11 protein-coding genes are annotated in these 15,343 nt (G+C 71.1%); 3 read left to right on the top strand and 8 right to left on the bottom strand.

Annotation, left to right across the window (positions count from 1 at the left end):
• Positions 1-102 precede the first annotated feature (102 nt).
• Both LJ657_RS23930 and LJ657_RS23925 read left to right on the top strand, forming a co-directional pair.
• Positions 103-1,317 (top strand): PucR family transcriptional regulator, encoded by a 1,215-nt coding sequence (locus LJ657_RS23930; RefSeq protein ID WP_232650801.1) that lies wholly within the window; start codon positions 103-105, stop codon positions 1,315-1,317.
• Positions 1,318-1,407: 90 nt separating this feature from the next.
• Positions 1,408-1,926 (top strand): hypothetical protein, encoded by a 519-nt coding sequence (locus LJ657_RS23925; protein ID WP_232650800.1) that lies wholly within the window; start codon positions 1,408-1,410, stop codon positions 1,924-1,926.
• Here LJ657_RS23925 and pdxR read toward each other — a convergent pair.
• Entirely contained in the window at positions 1,923-3,326 is a 1,404-nt protein-coding gene (gene pdxR / locus LJ657_RS23920; protein ID WP_232650799.1) for a MocR-like pyridoxine biosynthesis transcription factor PdxR, read from the bottom strand. The two genes, LJ657_RS23925 and pdxR, sit on opposite strands and share 4 nt — an antisense overlap.
• 47 nt (positions 3,327-3,373) lie before the next feature.
• Between pdxR and LJ657_RS23915 the strand changes: the two genes are divergently transcribed.
• Complete coding sequence (locus tag LJ657_RS23915; protein ID WP_232650798.1) at positions 3,374-4,597, top strand: MFS transporter; 1,224 nt, start codon at positions 3,374-3,376, stop codon at positions 4,595-4,597.
• 50 nt (positions 4,598-4,647) lie between these two features.
• On the opposite strand, the gene LJ657_RS23910 is transcribed toward LJ657_RS23915, so the two are convergent.
• The 7 genes from LJ657_RS23910 to LJ657_RS23880 all read right to left on the bottom strand — a co-directional run bounded on the left by LJ657_RS23910 (position 4,648) and on the right by LJ657_RS23880 (position 15,277).
• Positions 4,648-4,878 (bottom strand): hypothetical protein, encoded by a 231-nt coding sequence (locus LJ657_RS23910; RefSeq protein WP_232650797.1) that lies wholly within the window; start codon positions 4,876-4,878, stop codon positions 4,648-4,650.
• A 307-nt stretch (positions 4,879-5,185) separates the two neighbouring features.
• Positions 5,186-6,775 (bottom strand): phosphoglycerate dehydrogenase, encoded by a 1,590-nt coding sequence (gene serA / locus LJ657_RS23905; protein WP_232650796.1) that lies wholly within the window; start codon positions 6,773-6,775, stop codon positions 5,186-5,188.
• Between the two features lie 315 nt (positions 6,776-7,090).
• Positions 7,091-8,089, bottom strand: a complete 999-nt coding sequence (gene ilvC / locus LJ657_RS23900) for a ketol-acid reductoisomerase (protein WP_030942878.1) — start codon at positions 8,087-8,089, stop codon at positions 7,091-7,093.
• Between the two features lie 118 nt (positions 8,090-8,207).
• Entirely contained in the window at positions 8,208-8,732 is a 525-nt protein-coding gene (ilvN, locus tag LJ657_RS23895) for an acetolactate synthase small subunit (RefSeq protein ID WP_232650795.1), read from the bottom strand.
• Positions 8,733-8,754: 22 nt separating this feature from the next.
• Positions 8,755-10,608, bottom strand: a complete 1,854-nt coding sequence (locus LJ657_RS23890; RefSeq protein ID WP_232650968.1) for an acetolactate synthase large subunit — start codon at positions 10,606-10,608, stop codon at positions 8,755-8,757.
• 236 nt (positions 10,609-10,844) lie between these two features.
• Positions 10,845-13,859: a putative bifunctional diguanylate cyclase/phosphodiesterase gene (locus LJ657_RS23885; protein ID WP_232650794.1), complete on the bottom strand. Its 3,015-nt coding sequence runs from the start codon at positions 13,857-13,859 to the stop codon at positions 10,845-10,847.
• A gap of 467 nt (positions 13,860-14,326) precedes the next feature.
• Positions 14,327-15,277 carry a 2-hydroxyacid dehydrogenase gene (locus LJ657_RS23880; RefSeq protein WP_232650793.1) on the bottom strand — a complete coding sequence of 317 codons (951 nt, stop codon included), beginning with the start codon at positions 15,275-15,277 and terminating at the stop codon, positions 14,327-14,329.
• Between the last annotated feature and the right edge of the window lie 66 nt (positions 15,278-15,343).

Here is a 15,343-nt window from a genome sequence, read left to right as displayed (position 1 = left end):
GAACCACCGTGAAACCTAAGGATCCCTCCGATCCTCAGCCATCGACAGCTGTCACGCATCCGTGCCGCAGATCTCAGACAGATGTATGAAGGGGGCGCGGTTATGGGGGAGAATGCCCGAGTGACGTCCGATGCGCCGTTCAGAAACGTGGGTGACTACCAGGAGCTGGTCGACGAGATCTCCGAGCTCCTGGGGGTCCCCGCGACCCTGGAGAACCGGGATTTCGAGCTGATCGCCTTCGGTGCGTACGACAGTGAGGGCGACCTCGACGCCTCCGCCCTGGACCCGGTGCGCACCCGCTCGATCCTGACGCGGCGCTCCACCTCCGCGGTCCGTTCGTGGTTCGAGGGCTTCGGCATCACCCGGGCGACGGGCCCGGTCCGTATCCCGCCGACACCCGAGGCGGGTGTGTACCGGGGACGTATCTGCCTGCCGGTACGCCATCGGGGCGTCGTCCTCGGCTACGTCTGGCTGCTGGACTCCGACCCGGGCCCCACCGAGCGGCAGCTGACCGCGGCCATGGACGTGGCCGCCCGCATCGGCGCCCTGCTGGCGGACGAGGCGCAGCACGGCGCCGACCTCACCCGGGAGCTGCGGGCCGTGCTCACCGCCGAGCGCGGCTGGCCGCGGGACATGGCGGTGGCGGAACTGCGCACCGCGCTGGGCTCGCGTGCGGACGGCCTGCACACCGTGGTCTGCGTGACGCCCTGGCCGTCCGCCGACCCGGACGACGCGCCTTCGGTGCGTACGGTGCCGGGGGCGACGGCCTTGTGCACGGTGCCGTGGGGCGCGGCGTCCCACTCCCTCGCCCTGCTGGTCCGGCTGCGCTCGGCGGACGTCCTGACGCCGGCCACCTCGGCGGCGGGGCGGCTGCTGGAGCGGGCGCGGCTGCTGGACGGGGGCGCCACGGCGGCCTGCGGAATCGCCGCCGCGCGCACCGGGCTCGCGGAGCTGGCGACGGCCTGGCGCGAGGCGCTGGGGGCTGCGCGGGCCGCGCTGGCGGAGCCCCGGCTCGGTCCGGTCGCCGAGTGGGCGCACATCGGCCCGTTCCGCCTGCTGACCTCGCTGCCCCCCGAGGTCGCCCACGACCCTGCCGTACAGGCCCTGTTGTCCCCCACCCACCGGGAACTGGCCCGCACCGCCGAGATCTACCTCGACTGCGCGGGCCAGGCCGCCCGCACGGCTGCCGAGCTGGGCATCCACCGCCAGACCCTGTACTACCGCCTGTCCCGGGTGGAGAAGCTGACGGGCCTCGACCTGGACGACGGCGAGGACCGGCTGCTGCTGCACATGGCGCTGAAGGGAACGCGGTTGTAGGCCGGTCGGCGGATCGGTTCCCCACCCGGAATGCGCGGGACCTCCCGGGTACCGACGCTGGTGGTGCCACCCCTGGACGGAGGACACAGCATGGGCAGTCCGATCAGCGCGGCCCACACGGCCCGGATCCTGCGGCACCTCTCGCGCACCCACCCGGAAGCCCTGGACGGGCTCGTCCCGCACACACCCGCGTCTGCCGCCGCGACCGCGTCGCACCTGCGGGCGCCCACCGCCGACGGCAACGTCCCGCTCAGCGCGCCGGAGCAGCAGGCCGAGTTCTGGGGCGCCGTGCGCCGGACGGTCGGCCGGATCGCCGATGCCGCGATCGTGGCGGAGCAGATCGGCCGTGGGGGCCGTGACCTGCTGAAGTCGGTGGTCGACGACATGTGTGGCACGCCTCCGTACCGCGAGCTCCCCTGGCCCAGGCGGTGGCCGAGCCCGGGGGTGCCCCCGAACCCCGTCGATCCGGGATCCCTGGCCCCCGCCGTGCAGGTCGTGGCAGGGCTGGCCTTCCAGTCATACGCGGAACGCATCGCCGACAAGGCACTCAGCGGCGCCTTCAACGACGCGGCCGACAAGCTCCTGGCCGCCTCGCTCCGCAGCGACTAACCGAGCAGGTCCGCCACCGCCGCGACCCCCGCCACGATCGCCCGCTCCGTCACGTCCCCGAACCCCACGACGAGCTGCACCGGAGTCCCGGCCCCCGACGCCCGGCACGCGCTCATCCCGTACAGGCCCACCCCACGGCCGCGGGCCTGCGCCACCACCGTCCGCTCCCCCACACCCGACGGCAGCTGCGCCACCGCGTGGAACCCGGCCGCCAGCCCCGACAGCCGGACCGCGGGGGCGTGTTGGGCGAGTGCTTCGACGAGGGCCGTGCGGCGGGTCGCGTACGTGGTGCGCATGCGGCGCAGATGGCGGTCGTAGCGGCCGGACTCGATCAGGCGGGCGAGGGCGAGCTGGTCGAGGGCGGGTGAACCGCGGTCGGCGATGCGTTTGAGATCGGTGACCGCGGCGACGAGCGCGGGCGGGCACAGCAGCCAGCCCAGGCGCAGCGCGGGCGCGAGGGACTTGCTGACCGTGCCGATGGAGATCACCCGGTCCGCGGCCAGCCCCTGGAGCGCGCCGACCGGTTCGCGGTCGTAGCGGAACTCGGCGTCGTAGTCGTCCTCGATGACGTACCCGTCCCGGCGTGCCGCCCACTCGATCAGTGCGTGACGGCGGTCAGGTGCGAGTACGACGCCCGTGGGCCACTGGTGGGCGGGGGTGACGATCACCGCTCGGGCACCGGTGGCGTCCAACGCCCGTACGTCGACGCCGTCTTCGTCGACCGGCACCGGCACAGCCGTCAGGCCCGCCTCGTCGGCGGCGGCCCGCGCGGTGGCGGGTCCGCCCGGGTCCTCGTAGGCCACGACGCGCACCCCGTCGCGGGCCAGGGCGCGCAGGGCCAGGTGCAGGCCCTGCGCGTAGCCGGAGCAGACGACGGTGCGGGCGGGGTCGGCGGCGGCGCCGCGCACCCGCCGCAGATACCCGGCCACCACCTCGCGCAGGGCCGAACTGCCGCGCGGATCCCCGTAGTCGAACTCCGCGGTGGGCATGGTGCGGGCCGCCTCCCTGGTCGCCCACAGCCAGTCGGCGAGCGGGAAGGAGGCCAGGTCGGGGACGCCGTGGCGGAAGTCGGCGATCAAGCGGGGCCGGGCGTCGGGCGGGGCCGGCGCGGGGACGGCATCCACCTGTGCGCAGGCCGCCACGCGGGTGGCCGAGCCGACGCGGGTGACGAGGTAGCCCTCGGCCTGGAGCTGCGCGTAGCAGTCCTGGACGAGACCGCGGGACAGACCGAGGACGCGGGCGAGTTCGCGGGAGGAGGGGAGGCGTTCGCCGGCCTGCAGCCGGCCCGAGCGGATCGCGTCCCGCAGCTGCCGCTCCAGCTGGGCGCAGAGCCGGTCCCCGCTGTCCCGGTCAACGGTCAGGAGCAGCTGGGGCGACAGACCGGCCCACTGCACAGGCATGGAATTGGAGCTTAGCGGAGGGCCGCTCGGTCCGTAGCGTCGACGGTATGACGCCTACGAGGCCTTCGGCCGACTGCCCTCCGCAGACGAACACCGCACGCCCGCCGCTGCTGACCCGGCCCCTGCTGCTGCGCTTCGTGAGCCTGATCGGCGCGAGCGTCAGCTTCTTCCTGCTGCTGTCGGTGGTGCCCGCCTACGCCGCGGGGGCGGGTGGCGGGGGCGCGGCGGGTCTCGCCACCGGTTCCCTGATGCTCGCCACGGTCCTCGGCGAACTGGTCACTCCCCGGCTCGTCGCCCGGCACGGCTACCGGGCGACCCTGATGGCCGGCCTTCTCCTGCTCGGCGCCCCGGCCCTGGTGCTGACCGTCTCCGCGGACACGGCGTGGATCGTGGCGGTGTGCCTGGTGCGCGGCCTGGGCTTCGCGCTCACGATCGTGGCGGGCGGCGCCCTGACCGCGTCACTGATCCCGGCCGAGCGCCGCGGCGAGGGTCTGGCGGCGGTCGGCGTGGTGTCCGGGGTGCCGTCCCTGATCGGCCTGCCGCTGGGACTGTGGCTGGTCGGGCGGGTGGGGTACGGGCCGGTCGCCGTGGCCGGAGGCCTGGCGGCGCTGGCCACGATCGTCTCCGTCCTCGGGCTGCCGGACCGTCCGACGCGATCGGAGGCATCGCAGGCATCGGAGGCATCGCGGGGGCCGGAGGAGCCGATGGGCGTGGTCCGCGGGCTGCGCACGGGCACGCTGTTGCGACCCGTCGTCGTGTTCGCGGCCACCGCGACGGCCGCCGGAGTCCTGGTCACCTTCCTTCCGCTGGCCGTCCCTTCGGCGTCCGCCGGGGTGGTCACCCTGGCCCTGTTCGTGCAGCCCGCCGCCGCGACCGTGTCCCGCTGGGCGTCGGGCCGCTACAGCGACCGGCACGGCAGCACCCGGCTCGTCCTGCCCGGCCTGCTCCTGTCGGCGGCGGGCGTACTGGTCACCGCCGCGACGGGCAGCGCGGTCGCCGTCGTGGCGGGAACCGCCCTGTTCGGAGCCGGCTTCGGCATCGCGCAGAACACCACCCTGACACTGATGTACGCCAGGGTCTCCGCCTCCTCCTACGGCACGGTCAGCGCCCTGTGGAACCTCGCCTACGACGGCGGCATGGGCGTCGGCGCCGCGGGCTTCGGCATCCTCGCGGGGCTGACCGGCTACCCGGGGGCCTTCGCGACGACGGCGGTGCTGATGCTGGGTGCCCTGGTACCGGTCCTGCGTGATCGCCGCCACAATGACTACTGAAAACGCTTGGCACTTCGCGGACCGGGTGCTGGAGATGCGCGACGGGCGCGTCAGCCCCCGTTGACGCCGGCGACGACGTGGCGCAGGCCCTCGGTGAGCTGGGTGGCGTCCGTCGCGGTCTCGGGGCTGAAGAGCCACTGCACCATGCGCCCCTGGAGAAGGGTCTGGTAGAAGCGCCCCTCGCTGTCGACGGCCTCCTTGCCCTGCTCCTCCGCTTCGACGAGCATCCGGCGCACCTCCGGCATGCGGTCGCCCTGGAGGATCAGCTCGAAGCTCAGCATCCAGATAGCGCGCGATTCCCCCACCGCGCCGACGATGTTCCCCCACACCGCCTGGAAGCGCTCCAGGGACCCGCCGGCGTCGACTGCGCGTCCTCTCCGGTCCTGCCGGGCTCGAACCGGTGCCCCGTGGCCTCGATCACGAGTAAGGGCACATGCAGAACGCCGGACGGGCATTCTCAGCCGTCCGGCGTTCAGCGATCAGCGATCAGACAGGCTCAGGTAATTCCAGCCCGTCCGGCGTTTGAGGACGAGGCCCCTCAAGGGCCGAAAGCGGGGGCCTGGGGGCGGCAGCCCCCAGACGGCACCCTCAGACCAGGTTCACCGAGCGGGCGAACGTCGCCCCGATCTCCGCCTCAACCTCGACCAGCACCGCGGACGGCACCGTGTCGTCGACGGTCAGCACGGCCAGCGCCTCGCCGCCGGCCACGGCCCGCGAGACCTGCATACCGGCGATGTTGATACCCGCCTCGCCGAAGATGCGGCCCACCGTGCCGACGACACCGGGACGGTCCTCGTACCGCAGCACCACCATGTGGTCGGCAAGGGCGAGGTCGACGTCGTACTCACCGACGGCCACGATCTTCTGCAGGTGCTTCGGCCCGGCCAGCGTGCCGGAGACCGACACCTCCTCGCCGGTGCCGAGCGTGCCGCGCACGGTGACGACGTTGCGGTGGTCGGCCGACTCCGAGCTGGTGGTCAGCCGCACCTCGACGCCGCGCTCCTGAGCGAACAGCGGGGCGTTGACGTAGGACACCGTCTCGTCGACGACGTCCTCGAAGACACCCTTGAGGGCGGACAGCTCCAGCACCTTCACGTCGTGCTGGGTGATCTCGCCGTACACCTCGACGTCGAGGCGGACCGCGACCTCGCCCGCGAGCGCGGTGAAGATGCGGCCCAGGCGCTCGGCGAGGGGCAGGCCCGGCTTGACGTCCTCGGCGATGACACCGCCCTGCACGTTCACCGCGTCCGGCACGAGCTCACCGGCGAGGGCGAGCCGCACCGAACGGGCGACGGCGATACCGGCCTTCTCCTGCGCCTCGTCGGTGGAGGCGCCGAGGTGCGGGGTGGCGACGACCTGGTCGAACTCGAACAGCGGGGAGTCCGTGCAGGGCTCCTTCGCGTACACGTCCAGACCGGCACCGGCGACCCGGCCCTCCTTGAGGGCGGAGTACAGCGCCTCCTCGTCCACGATCCCGCCGCGCGCGGCGTTGACGATGCGCACGCTCGGCTTGACCTTGCGCAGCGCCTCGTCGCCGATCAGGCCGACGGTCTCGGGAGTCTTCGGCAGGTGCACGGTGATGAAGTCGGAGACCTCGAGCAGCTCGTCCAGCGACAGCACCTTGACGCCCATCTGGGCGGCGCGGGCGGGCTGGATGTAGGGGTCGTAGGCGACGACCTTCATGCCGAAGCCGGACATGCGCTGGGCGACCAGCGCACCGATCCGCCCGAGGCCGACGACACCGAGGGTCTTCTCGGCGAGCTCGACGCCCGTGTACTTGCTGCGCTTCCACTCGCCGTTCTTCAGCGCGGCGTTGGCCTGCGGGATGTGGCGGGCGGTGGCGACGAGGAGACCGCAGGCGAGCTCGGCGGCGGTCACGATGTTCGAGGTGGGGGCGTTGACGACCATCACGCCGGCCTTGGTGGCGGCGGAGACGTCCACGTTGTCCAGGCCGACGCCGGCTCGTGCGACGACCTTCAGCTTGTGCGCGGCGGCGATCGCCTCGGCGTCCACCTTGGTGGCGGAGCGGATCAGGATCGCGTCGACCTCTGCGATGGCGGGGAGCAGCTCGGCTCGGTCCGCTCCGTTGCAGTGCCGGATCTCGAAGTCCGGGCCAAGTGCGTCCACGGTCGCGGGCGACAGCTCTTCAGCGATGAGTACGACAGGTTTCGAGCTCACGTGAGTCCTCACAAGTCCAATGCGGACGGCCGTCCCGACGGCCGCAGGCGGTGGAGGTTTGCTAGCCGCGTGGAAGACGCACGACGCTGTGGGCCTGACGCGTATGTAGTACGGCAGTGTAGTGGCGCGGCGACGATCGTCTTACGCCTCTGCGGAAGGATCACCCGGACGTGAATCGACGGGCTGGACAACAAGGTCAGCCCCTTGGGGGTCCCCCCACGCCCTTAAGGCAGTGGGGGAGATTGAGGAGCGGGGTCCGGGGCGGAGCCCCGCGGCGGCGCCCCCGGCTGAGGGCACCGCCACGGGACACGGAGGTCACGCCTCCTCGTCCACCCAGCTCATCAGCTTGCGCAGCTGCTTGCCGGTGGTCTCCAGCAGGTGCTCGGAGTCCGCGGTCTTGTACTCGTTGTACTTCTTCAGACCGCCGTGGTACTCGGCCATCCACTCACGGGCGAAGGTGCCGTCCTGGATCTCGGCGAGGACCTTCTTCATCTCGGCCTTGGTGGCGTCGGTGATGATGCGCGGGCCGGTGACGTAGTCGCCCCACTCGGCGGTCTCGGAGATCGACCAGCGCATCTTCTCCAGGCCGCCCTCGTACATGAGGTCCACGATCAGCTTCAGCTCGTGCAGGCACTCGAAGTACGCGATCTCCGGCTGGTAGCCGGCCTCGGTCAGCGTCTCGAAACCGGCCTTGACCAGCGCGGCCGTACCACCGCAGAGAACGGCCTGCTCACCGAACAGGTCGGTCTCGGTCTCCTCGGTGAAGGTGGTCTTGATGACGCCGGCGCGGGTGCCGCCGATACCCTTGGCGTACGACAGCGCGAGCGCGAAGGCGTTGCCGGTCGCGTCCTGCTCCACGGCGGCGATGCACGGAACGCCGCGGCCCTCCTCGTACTGACGGCGCACCAGGTGGCCCGGGCCCTTGGGGGCGACCATGCACACGTCGACGTTCGCCGGGGGCTTGATGAAGTCGAAGCGGATGTTCAGGCCGTGGCCGAAGAACAGCGCGTCGCCGTCCTTGAGGTTGTCCTTGATGGACTCCTCGTAGACCTGGGCCTGGATGGGGTCCGGCACCAGGATCATGATGACGTCGGCCTCTGCGGCGGCCTCCGACGGCGTCACCACGCGCAGGCCCTGCTCCTCGGCCTTCGCCTTGGACTTGGAGCCCTCGTGCAGACCGACACGGACGTCGACACCCGAGTCACGCAGCGACAGCGCGTGGGCGTGGCCCTGGCTGCCGTAACCGATGACCGCGACCTTGCGGCCCTGGATGATGGACAGGTCGGCGTCGGCGTCGTAGAACAGCTCGGCCACTTTGGGTTCTCTCCTTGAGTGCAGGTGTTGCGTCCCACCGTATGACGGCGGGCGGAAATGAAGTTTCGGGGTCTCGGAATACGGGCGGCCGGTGTCACCCGGCCGCCCCAATCCGTCGCTACGCCGACCGGTCGAGAGCGCGCAGCGACCGGTCCGTGATGGAGCGGGCGCCCCGGCCGATCGCGATCGTGCCGGACTGGACGAGCTCCTTGATGCCGTACGGCTCCAGCATCTTCAGCATTGCGGTCAGCTTCTCGCTGCTGCCGGTGGCCTCGATCGTGACGGCCTCCGGGGAGACGTCGACGGTCTTGGCGCGGAACAGCTGGACGATCTCGACGATCTGGGAGCGCGTCTCGTTGTCGGCGCGCACCTTCACCAGGACGAGTTCGCGCTGAACGGCCTGCGTGGGCTCCAGCTCGACGATCTTCAGCACGTTGACGAGCTTGTTGAGCTGCTTGGTCACCTGTTCGAGCGGCAGGTCCTCGACGCCCACGACGATGGTGATGCGGGAGATGTCGGGGTGCTCGGTGACGCCGACCGCGAGCGAGTCGATGTTGAAGCCGCGGCGGGAGAACAGGGCGGCGATCCGGGCCAGGATGCCCGGGGTGTTCTCCACCAGGACGGAGAGCGTGTGCTTGGACATGGTCTGTTTACGTCTCTCTGGCTCAGTCGTCTTCGTTGTCGCCGAAGTCGGGGCGGACGTCCCGGGCGGCCATGATCTCGTCGTTGGAGGTGCCTGCGGCGACCATCGGCCACACCATCGCGTCCTGATGGACGATGAAGTCGACGACGACGGGGCGGTCGTTGATGGAGTTCGCCTCTTCGATGACCTTGTCGAGGTCGGCCGGGTCCTCGCAGCGGATCGCGTAGCAGCCCATGGCCTCCGACAGCTTCACGAAGTCGGGGACGCGGGTGCCGGCGCTCGGCTGCTTGCCGTCGGCCTCGGGGCCGCTGTGCAGCACGGTGTTGGAGTAGCGCTGGTTGTAGAAGAGGGTCTGCCACTGGCGGACCATCCCGAGGGCGCCGTTGTTGATGATGGCGACCTTGATCGGGATGTTGTTCAGGGCGCAGGTGGTGAGCTCCTGATTGGTCATCTGGAAGCAGCCGTCGCCGTCGATCGCCCAGACCGTCTGGTCCGGGGCTCCGGCCTTGGCGCCCATCGCGGCCGGGACCGCGTAGCCCATCGTTCCGGCACCGCCGGAGTTCAGCCAGGTCGCGGGCTGCTCGTACTCGATGTAGTGCGCGGCCCACATCTGGTGCTGGCCGACGCCCGCGGCGAAGATCGTGCCCTCCGGTGCGAGCTGTCCGATGCGCTGGATGACCTGCTGCGGCGACAGCTGGCCGTTGTCCGGCTGCTCGTAGCCCAGCGGGTATGTCTCGCGCCAGCGGCCGAGGTCCTTCCACCAGGCGGTGTAGTCGCCCTGGTGGCCCTCGCTGTGCTCCTTCTGGACGGCCTGGATCAGGTCGGCGAGGACCTCGCGCGCGTCCCCGACGATCGGCACGTCCGCGGCGCGGTTCTTGCCGATCTCGGCCGGGTCGATGTCGGCGTGCACGATCTTGGCGTTCGGGGCGAAGCTGTCCAGCTTGCCGGTGACGCGGTCGTCGAAGCGGGCTCCGAGGGCGACGATCAGGTCGGCCTTCTGCAGCGCGGTGACGGCGGTGACCGCACCGTGCATGCCCGGCATTCCCACATGCAGCGGGTGGCTGTCGGGGAATGCGCCGAGCGCCATCAGGGTGGTGGTGACGGGCGCTCCGGTGAGCTCGGCGAGGACCTTGAGCTCGGCGGTGGCGTGTGCCTTGATGACACCGCCGCCGACGTAGAGGACAGGCCGCTTCGCGGAGGTGATCAGCTTGGCGGCCTCGCGGATCTGCTTGGCGTGCGGCTTGGTCACCGGGCGGTAGCCGGGCAGGTCCATGACCGGCGGCCAGGAGAAGGTCGTCTGCGCCTGCAGCGCGTCCTTCGCGATGTCGACCAGGACCGGGCCGGGGCGGCCGGTGGAGGCGATGTGGAAGGCCTGCGCGATCACCCGCGGGATGTCCTCGGCCTTGGTGACCAGGAAGTTGTGCTTGGTGATCGGCATGGTGATGCCGACGATGTCCGCCTCCTGGAAAGCGTCCGTACCGATCGCCTTGGACGCGACCTGCCCGGTGATCGCCACGAGCGGCACCGAGTCCATGTGCGCGTCGGCGATCGGGGTCACCAGGTTGGTGGCGCCGGGACCGGAGGTCGCCATGCAGACACCGACCTTGCCGGTGGCCTGCGCGTAACCCGTCGCCGCGTGACCGGCCCCCTGCTCGTGGCGGACCAGGACGTGGCGCACCCGGGTGGAGTCCATCATCGGGTCGTACGCGGGAAGGATCGCACCGCCGGGAATGCCGAATACGGTGTCGGCCCCGACCTCCTCGAGAGAGCGGATGAGGGACTTCGCACCCGTCACGTGCTCGGGTGCGGACTGCTGTCCTCCGGATCGGGGCCGCGGCTGCGGATGGGCCCCGGTGGCCTGCTCGGTCATCGTCAGTCTCTTCTCGATGCTGAGGGTTTTTGCGAGGTTTGTGCGGTGTTCAGGCGCTGCACGACAGGTGCCTGTGCAACAAAAAACCCCTCGTGCCATAAGGCAAGCGAGGGGAGCGCGCCGGGTGTGGTCGCTGGGAGTTCCGGGTCGGTCCGGACATCACCAGCTCAGCCGACGCGCTTTCCAAGTACGAGAATTCGGGTGCGCATGGCACAGACCCTCCCCCCGGCACGCACCACGTGTCAAGTGGGTGGGACGGGAGTCTCATTATGTGAGCGGAGGGCACTACCGCCTCCCAGGACAGCGGGCACACCACCTGTGTACACCCCGGCGCCACCGCCCGCGAACGCAGGCTCGATCGGTCCGTGCGGCACCGGATAGTGGCCGGAAGTCAGCGCCCGGCGCAGCCGGTACTCGTCCAGCGGACCGGAGAACGCCATGCCCTGGCCGTGCGTGCACCCCATCGCCCGCAGCGCCACGACCTGCTCGGGCAGGTCCACACCGTCGGCCACGGACTGCAGCCCGAGGTCGCAGGCGATCCGCAGCAGCCCACTGGTGATCTTGTGCAGCCGCGCGGACTCGACGACTCCCTCGACCAGACCGCGGTCGAGTTTCAGTACGTCGACGGGGAGTCTGCGCAGTGCCGTGATCGCCGCGTGACCGCTGCCGAAGCCGTCCAGGGCGATCCGGACGCCGAGCCTGCGCAGCGCGCCGAGACGTCGCTCCAGTTCGTCCAGGGAGACCCGGGGGTCGGTGTCGGACAGCTCGATCACCAGGGACCCGGACGGCAGCCCGTGCCGGGTCAGCAGGGCCTCGATCGAGCCGAGCGGCATCGACCGGTCGAGCAGCCGCCGGGCACTCATCGGGACCGCGACGGGCACGGTCAGCCCCGTGCCGGTGCGCTCGGCGGCCTGCTCCACGGCCTCCTCCAGCATCCAGCGGCCCAGCTCGGCCGTCCGGTCGCTGTCCTCGGCGACCCGCAGGAACTCGGCAGGGGTGAACAGCACCCCCTGCGAGGAGCGCCAGCGCGCCTGGGCCTCGACCGACGTGATCCGGCCGTCCTCCAGACAGACCACGGGCTGGTGCAGCAGGGCGAACTCGCCGTCGTGCAGTGCGGCACGCAGCCGTGTGGCCAGCTCCGCCTTGCGTACGACGTCCTGCTGCATCTGCGGGGCGTACAGCTCGACGCGGCCCTTGCCGGCCCCCTTGGCGCGGTACATGGCGAGGTCGGCGTTGCGCAGCAGTTCGCCCGCGCCGAGGCCCGGTTCGGCGAAGGCGACGCCGATGGAGGCCGCCACCCGGACATCGTTGCCGTCGATGAGGTACGGCTGCGAGAGCGTGAGCCTCAGGCGGTCGGCGAGCTCCAGGATGTGCCGTTCGCGCGCGGAGCGGTCACGGGTGCCGTCCCCCGCGATCAGGGCCGCGAACTCGTCGCCGCCGAGCCGGGAGGCGGTGTCCCCGTGCCGGACCGCGTCCTGGAGTCTGCGGGCGGCCTGGACGAGGAGCTCGTCCCCCGCCTGGTGCCCGATCGTGTCGTTGACGGCCTTGAAGCCGTCGAGGTCGATGAAGAGGACCGCCGTCCCGCGCAGGGACACCCGGTCGGCGGCCCGGCGGCCGGACAGGGCCTGCTGCACGCGCCGGGTGAACAGGGCGCGGTTGGGCAGGTCGGTGAGCGGGTCGTGCTCGGCGTTGTGCTGCAGCTGGGCCTGTAGACGCACTCTTTCGGTCACGTCCCGGCTGTTGAAGATGAGGCCGCCGTGGTGGCGGTTGACGGTGGACTCGACGTTGAGCCAGCTTCCCCCGCCGCCGGACCGGAAACGGCATTCGATGCGCGTAGTGGGTTCCTCGAGCGGGCTGGCGGCGAGGAAGCGGCGCACCTCGTGCACCACGCAGCCGAGGTCCTCCGGGTGGATGAGATTGGCCAGTTCTGTTCCCACCAGTTCCTCCGCGGGCCGTCCGTAGACCCCGGCGGCGGCCGGGGAGACGTAGCGGAGGATGCCGTTGGGTGCGGCGATCATGATGACGTCGCTGGAGCCCTGCACCAGGGAGCGGAAGTGGTTCTCCTTCTGCGCCAGTTCCTGGGTGAGGGTGATGTTGTCGAGCAGCATGATGCCCTGGCGCACCACGAGGGCGAGCACGACCGTGCCGCCGGTGAGGAGCACCACGCGGTCGACCCGGTGGCCGTTCAGGACGGTGTAGAGGATTCCGAGGGTGCACACGGCTGCGGCGAGATAGGGCGTGAGGGCGGCCAGGGAGCCGGCGATGGGCCGGGCGGCCGGATACCGGCCGTGATCACCTCCCTGTGGTGCGGCGTGATGCTGGTGCGCGCCGCCCCGCTGTCCCGGCACGTGTTCGTGCACCACGCGCGTGTGCCCGTCGAGGTCGCACCTGTCGGCCTCGGACTGCTGCCCGTGCCGGGGTGCGGCCCAGGGGGCGTACGCGAGGAGCAGGGAGCCGGCGAACCAGCCCGCGTCGAGCAACTGGCCGGAGTGGTAGCTGTTGTGCAGCAGCGGCGAGGTGAACAGGGCGTCGCACATCACCGTCAGCGCCAGCGCGCCGATGGCGGTGTTGACCGCCGTGCGGTTCACCGCGGAGCGCCTGAAGTGCAGCGCGAGCACCATGCTGACCAGGGCGATGTCCAGCAGCGGGTACGCGAGTGAGAGCGCTGTGTGCGCGACGCTCGGCCCGTCGAACTTGGCCGCCTGGGCCAGCGCGAGGCTCCAGGACAGCGTGAGCAGCGAGCCGCCGATCAGCCAGGCGTCGAGCGCGAGGCACACCCAGCCGGCCTTCGTCACCGGCCGCTTGGCGAGCACCAGGAGCCCCACGATCGCGGGCGGCGCGAAGCACAGGAAGAACAGGTCGGCATAGCTGGGAGTGGGCACCTGCTCCCCCAGGACGACCTCGTACCACCCCCAGACCGCGTTGCCAAGGGCGGCCATCGCCGAGGAGAGGGCGAACAGCAGCCAGGCGGGTCGAAAGCGGACACGGCGGCTACGGGCGTACAGGAACAGCGACACGGCGGCGGTGCCCGCCGCGGCGCTCAGTCCGAAGTCACCCATGATCAGCGAGAGTTCGTCCGAACCCCAGCCGAACGCGGAACCGACGGCGTATCCCGCGCAGACAAGGGCCAGAACGAGTTGGCGGACCAGACCGGGTCCGCGGCCGGTGGCCGGCGGACGGGGCAGCAGCGTCCCTGACGAAGGCTGTACCCGCAGCGCTCCGTCGAGGGTGGGAGCGGGAGGCAGGGGCGAACTCACCGGGCCCACCCGGTCCGCGTCGCTCCCAGGTCCCGCGGCTCCAGGTGCGCCGGGTGCGCATGTCCCCGGCGGCCGTGCCTGCGGTGGTGGTGGCTGTGACGGCAGCCGTGACTGCCGTGGTGACCGCGTCTGCGCGCGGCCGTACGCCAGAGTCGCCTCCGGCGGCCCCGTCGCGTCGGATCGCTCGCCCATAGGCCGTGCATCGCCCGTCGCCCCCCTCACAGTCTGAAATGTTCATCCAGTCTGAAATGTTCATCCCCGGCGCCGATCGGTACGCGGCGCAGCCCCTGCTCGGGACGATACACCAGTCTCGTCACTCAGGGACATAGTTCCTCTACGCTCCGTGACGACCAGCGGGAATGCGAGCACGGACCGCGTCCGCAAGGTTGCGGAGCGTACCGGAAACGGATTACGCGCCTGTTGCGCCCGTCGCGCGGGGCGTGCACGGGACGCTCAAGTCGTCGGGGTCACACGCCGGTTGCGCCTGTCGTAAGGATCACGTTGCGCAGCGGCTCCCGGTTCACGAACCGGGTCAACTGGTCCACCAGAAGTCGCTTGGCACGGGGCAGGAACGCGGACGTGGGGCCGCCGACATGGGGGCTGATCAGGACGCCGGGCGCATGCCACAGGGGGTGTTCGCGGGGCAGCGGCTCCGGGTCGGTGACGTCGAGGGCGGCGGTGATACGGCCGCTCTCCACCTCGGCGAGCAGGGCCTTGGTGTCGACCACGGGGCCGCGGGAGACGTTCACGAGGAGTGCGCCGTCCTTCATGCGCGCCAGAAATTCGGCGCCGACCAGGCCCCGGGTGGCCCCGGTGAGGGGCGTGACGAGGACGACGACATCCGCTTCCGGCAGCAGGGTGGGCAGATCGGTGAGCGGATGCACCGGACCGCGCGCCGTGGTGCGCTCAGAGCGCGCGACGCGCGCCACCCGCGCCACCTCGAACGGAACGAGCCGGTCCTCGATGGCGGACCCGATCGCCCCGTAACCGACGATGAGGACGTTCTTGTCGGCCAGCGCGGGCCGGAACCCGCCGAGCCACTCCCCGTTGCCCTGGGCGCGCACGAAGTCGGGGACGCCGCGCAGCGAGGCGAGGATCAGCGTGAGAGCGAGTTCGGCGGTGCTCGCCTCGTGCACCCCGCGCGCGTTGCACACCCGCACGCCGGGACGCAGGTGCTTCAGCCCCGGCTCCAGGGTGTCGATGCCGGCCGACAGGGTCTGCACGACCTGCACGCCGCTCAACTCGGGCAGGGGACGTACGCCCACCTCAGTGGGCTTCATGTACGGCACGACGTAGTAGACACAGTCCGCGGGGTCGGCCGGGAACTCGTCGGCGCCGTCCCAGAAACGGTAGTTGGGGCCTTCGGGAAGCCCTTCGATGGTGTCGGGCGGGATGGAAAGCCACACGTCAGCAGTCATGTCAGGAGGCTATGTCAGGGCCGCGGCAGCGCAGAGGTTAGGTTGGGGGGCCAGGAGAGGGAGGGT

The sequence above is a fragment of the Streptomyces guryensis genome, assembly GCF_021261325.1.
In the GTDB taxonomy this organism is placed as follows: Bacteria; Actinomycetota; Actinomycetes; order Streptomycetales; family Streptomycetaceae; genus Streptomyces; species Streptomyces guryensis.
The sequence above is the reverse complement of the archived record's forward strand: the minus strand, read 5'-3'. Positions and strand labels throughout refer to the sequence as shown.

Coding starts and splice junctions, on each gene's coding strand:
- LJ657_RS23930 (WP_232650801.1), top strand. CDS start 103: ATGGGGGAGAATGCCCGAGTGACGTCCGATGCGCCGTTCAGAAACGTG.
- LJ657_RS23925 (WP_232650800.1), top strand. CDS start 1,408: ATGGGCAGTCCGATCAGCGCGGCCCACACGGCCCGGATCCTGCGGCAC.
- pdxR (WP_232650799.1), bottom strand. CDS start 3,326: ATGCCTGTGCAGTGGGCCGGTCTGTCGCCCCAGCTGCTCCTGACCGTT.
- LJ657_RS23915 (WP_232650798.1), top strand. CDS start 3,374: ATGACGCCTACGAGGCCTTCGGCCGACTGCCCTCCGCAGACGAACACC.
- LJ657_RS23910 (WP_232650797.1), bottom strand. CDS start 4,878: ATGCTGAGCTTCGAGCTGATCCTCCAGGGCGACCGCATGCCGGAGGTG.
- ilvN (WP_232650795.1), bottom strand. CDS start 8,732: ATGTCCAAGCACACGCTCTCCGTCCTGGTGGAGAACACCCCGGGCATC.
- LJ657_RS23880 (WP_232650793.1), bottom strand. CDS start 15,277: ATGACTGCTGACGTGTGGCTTTCCATCCCGCCCGACACCATCGAAGGG.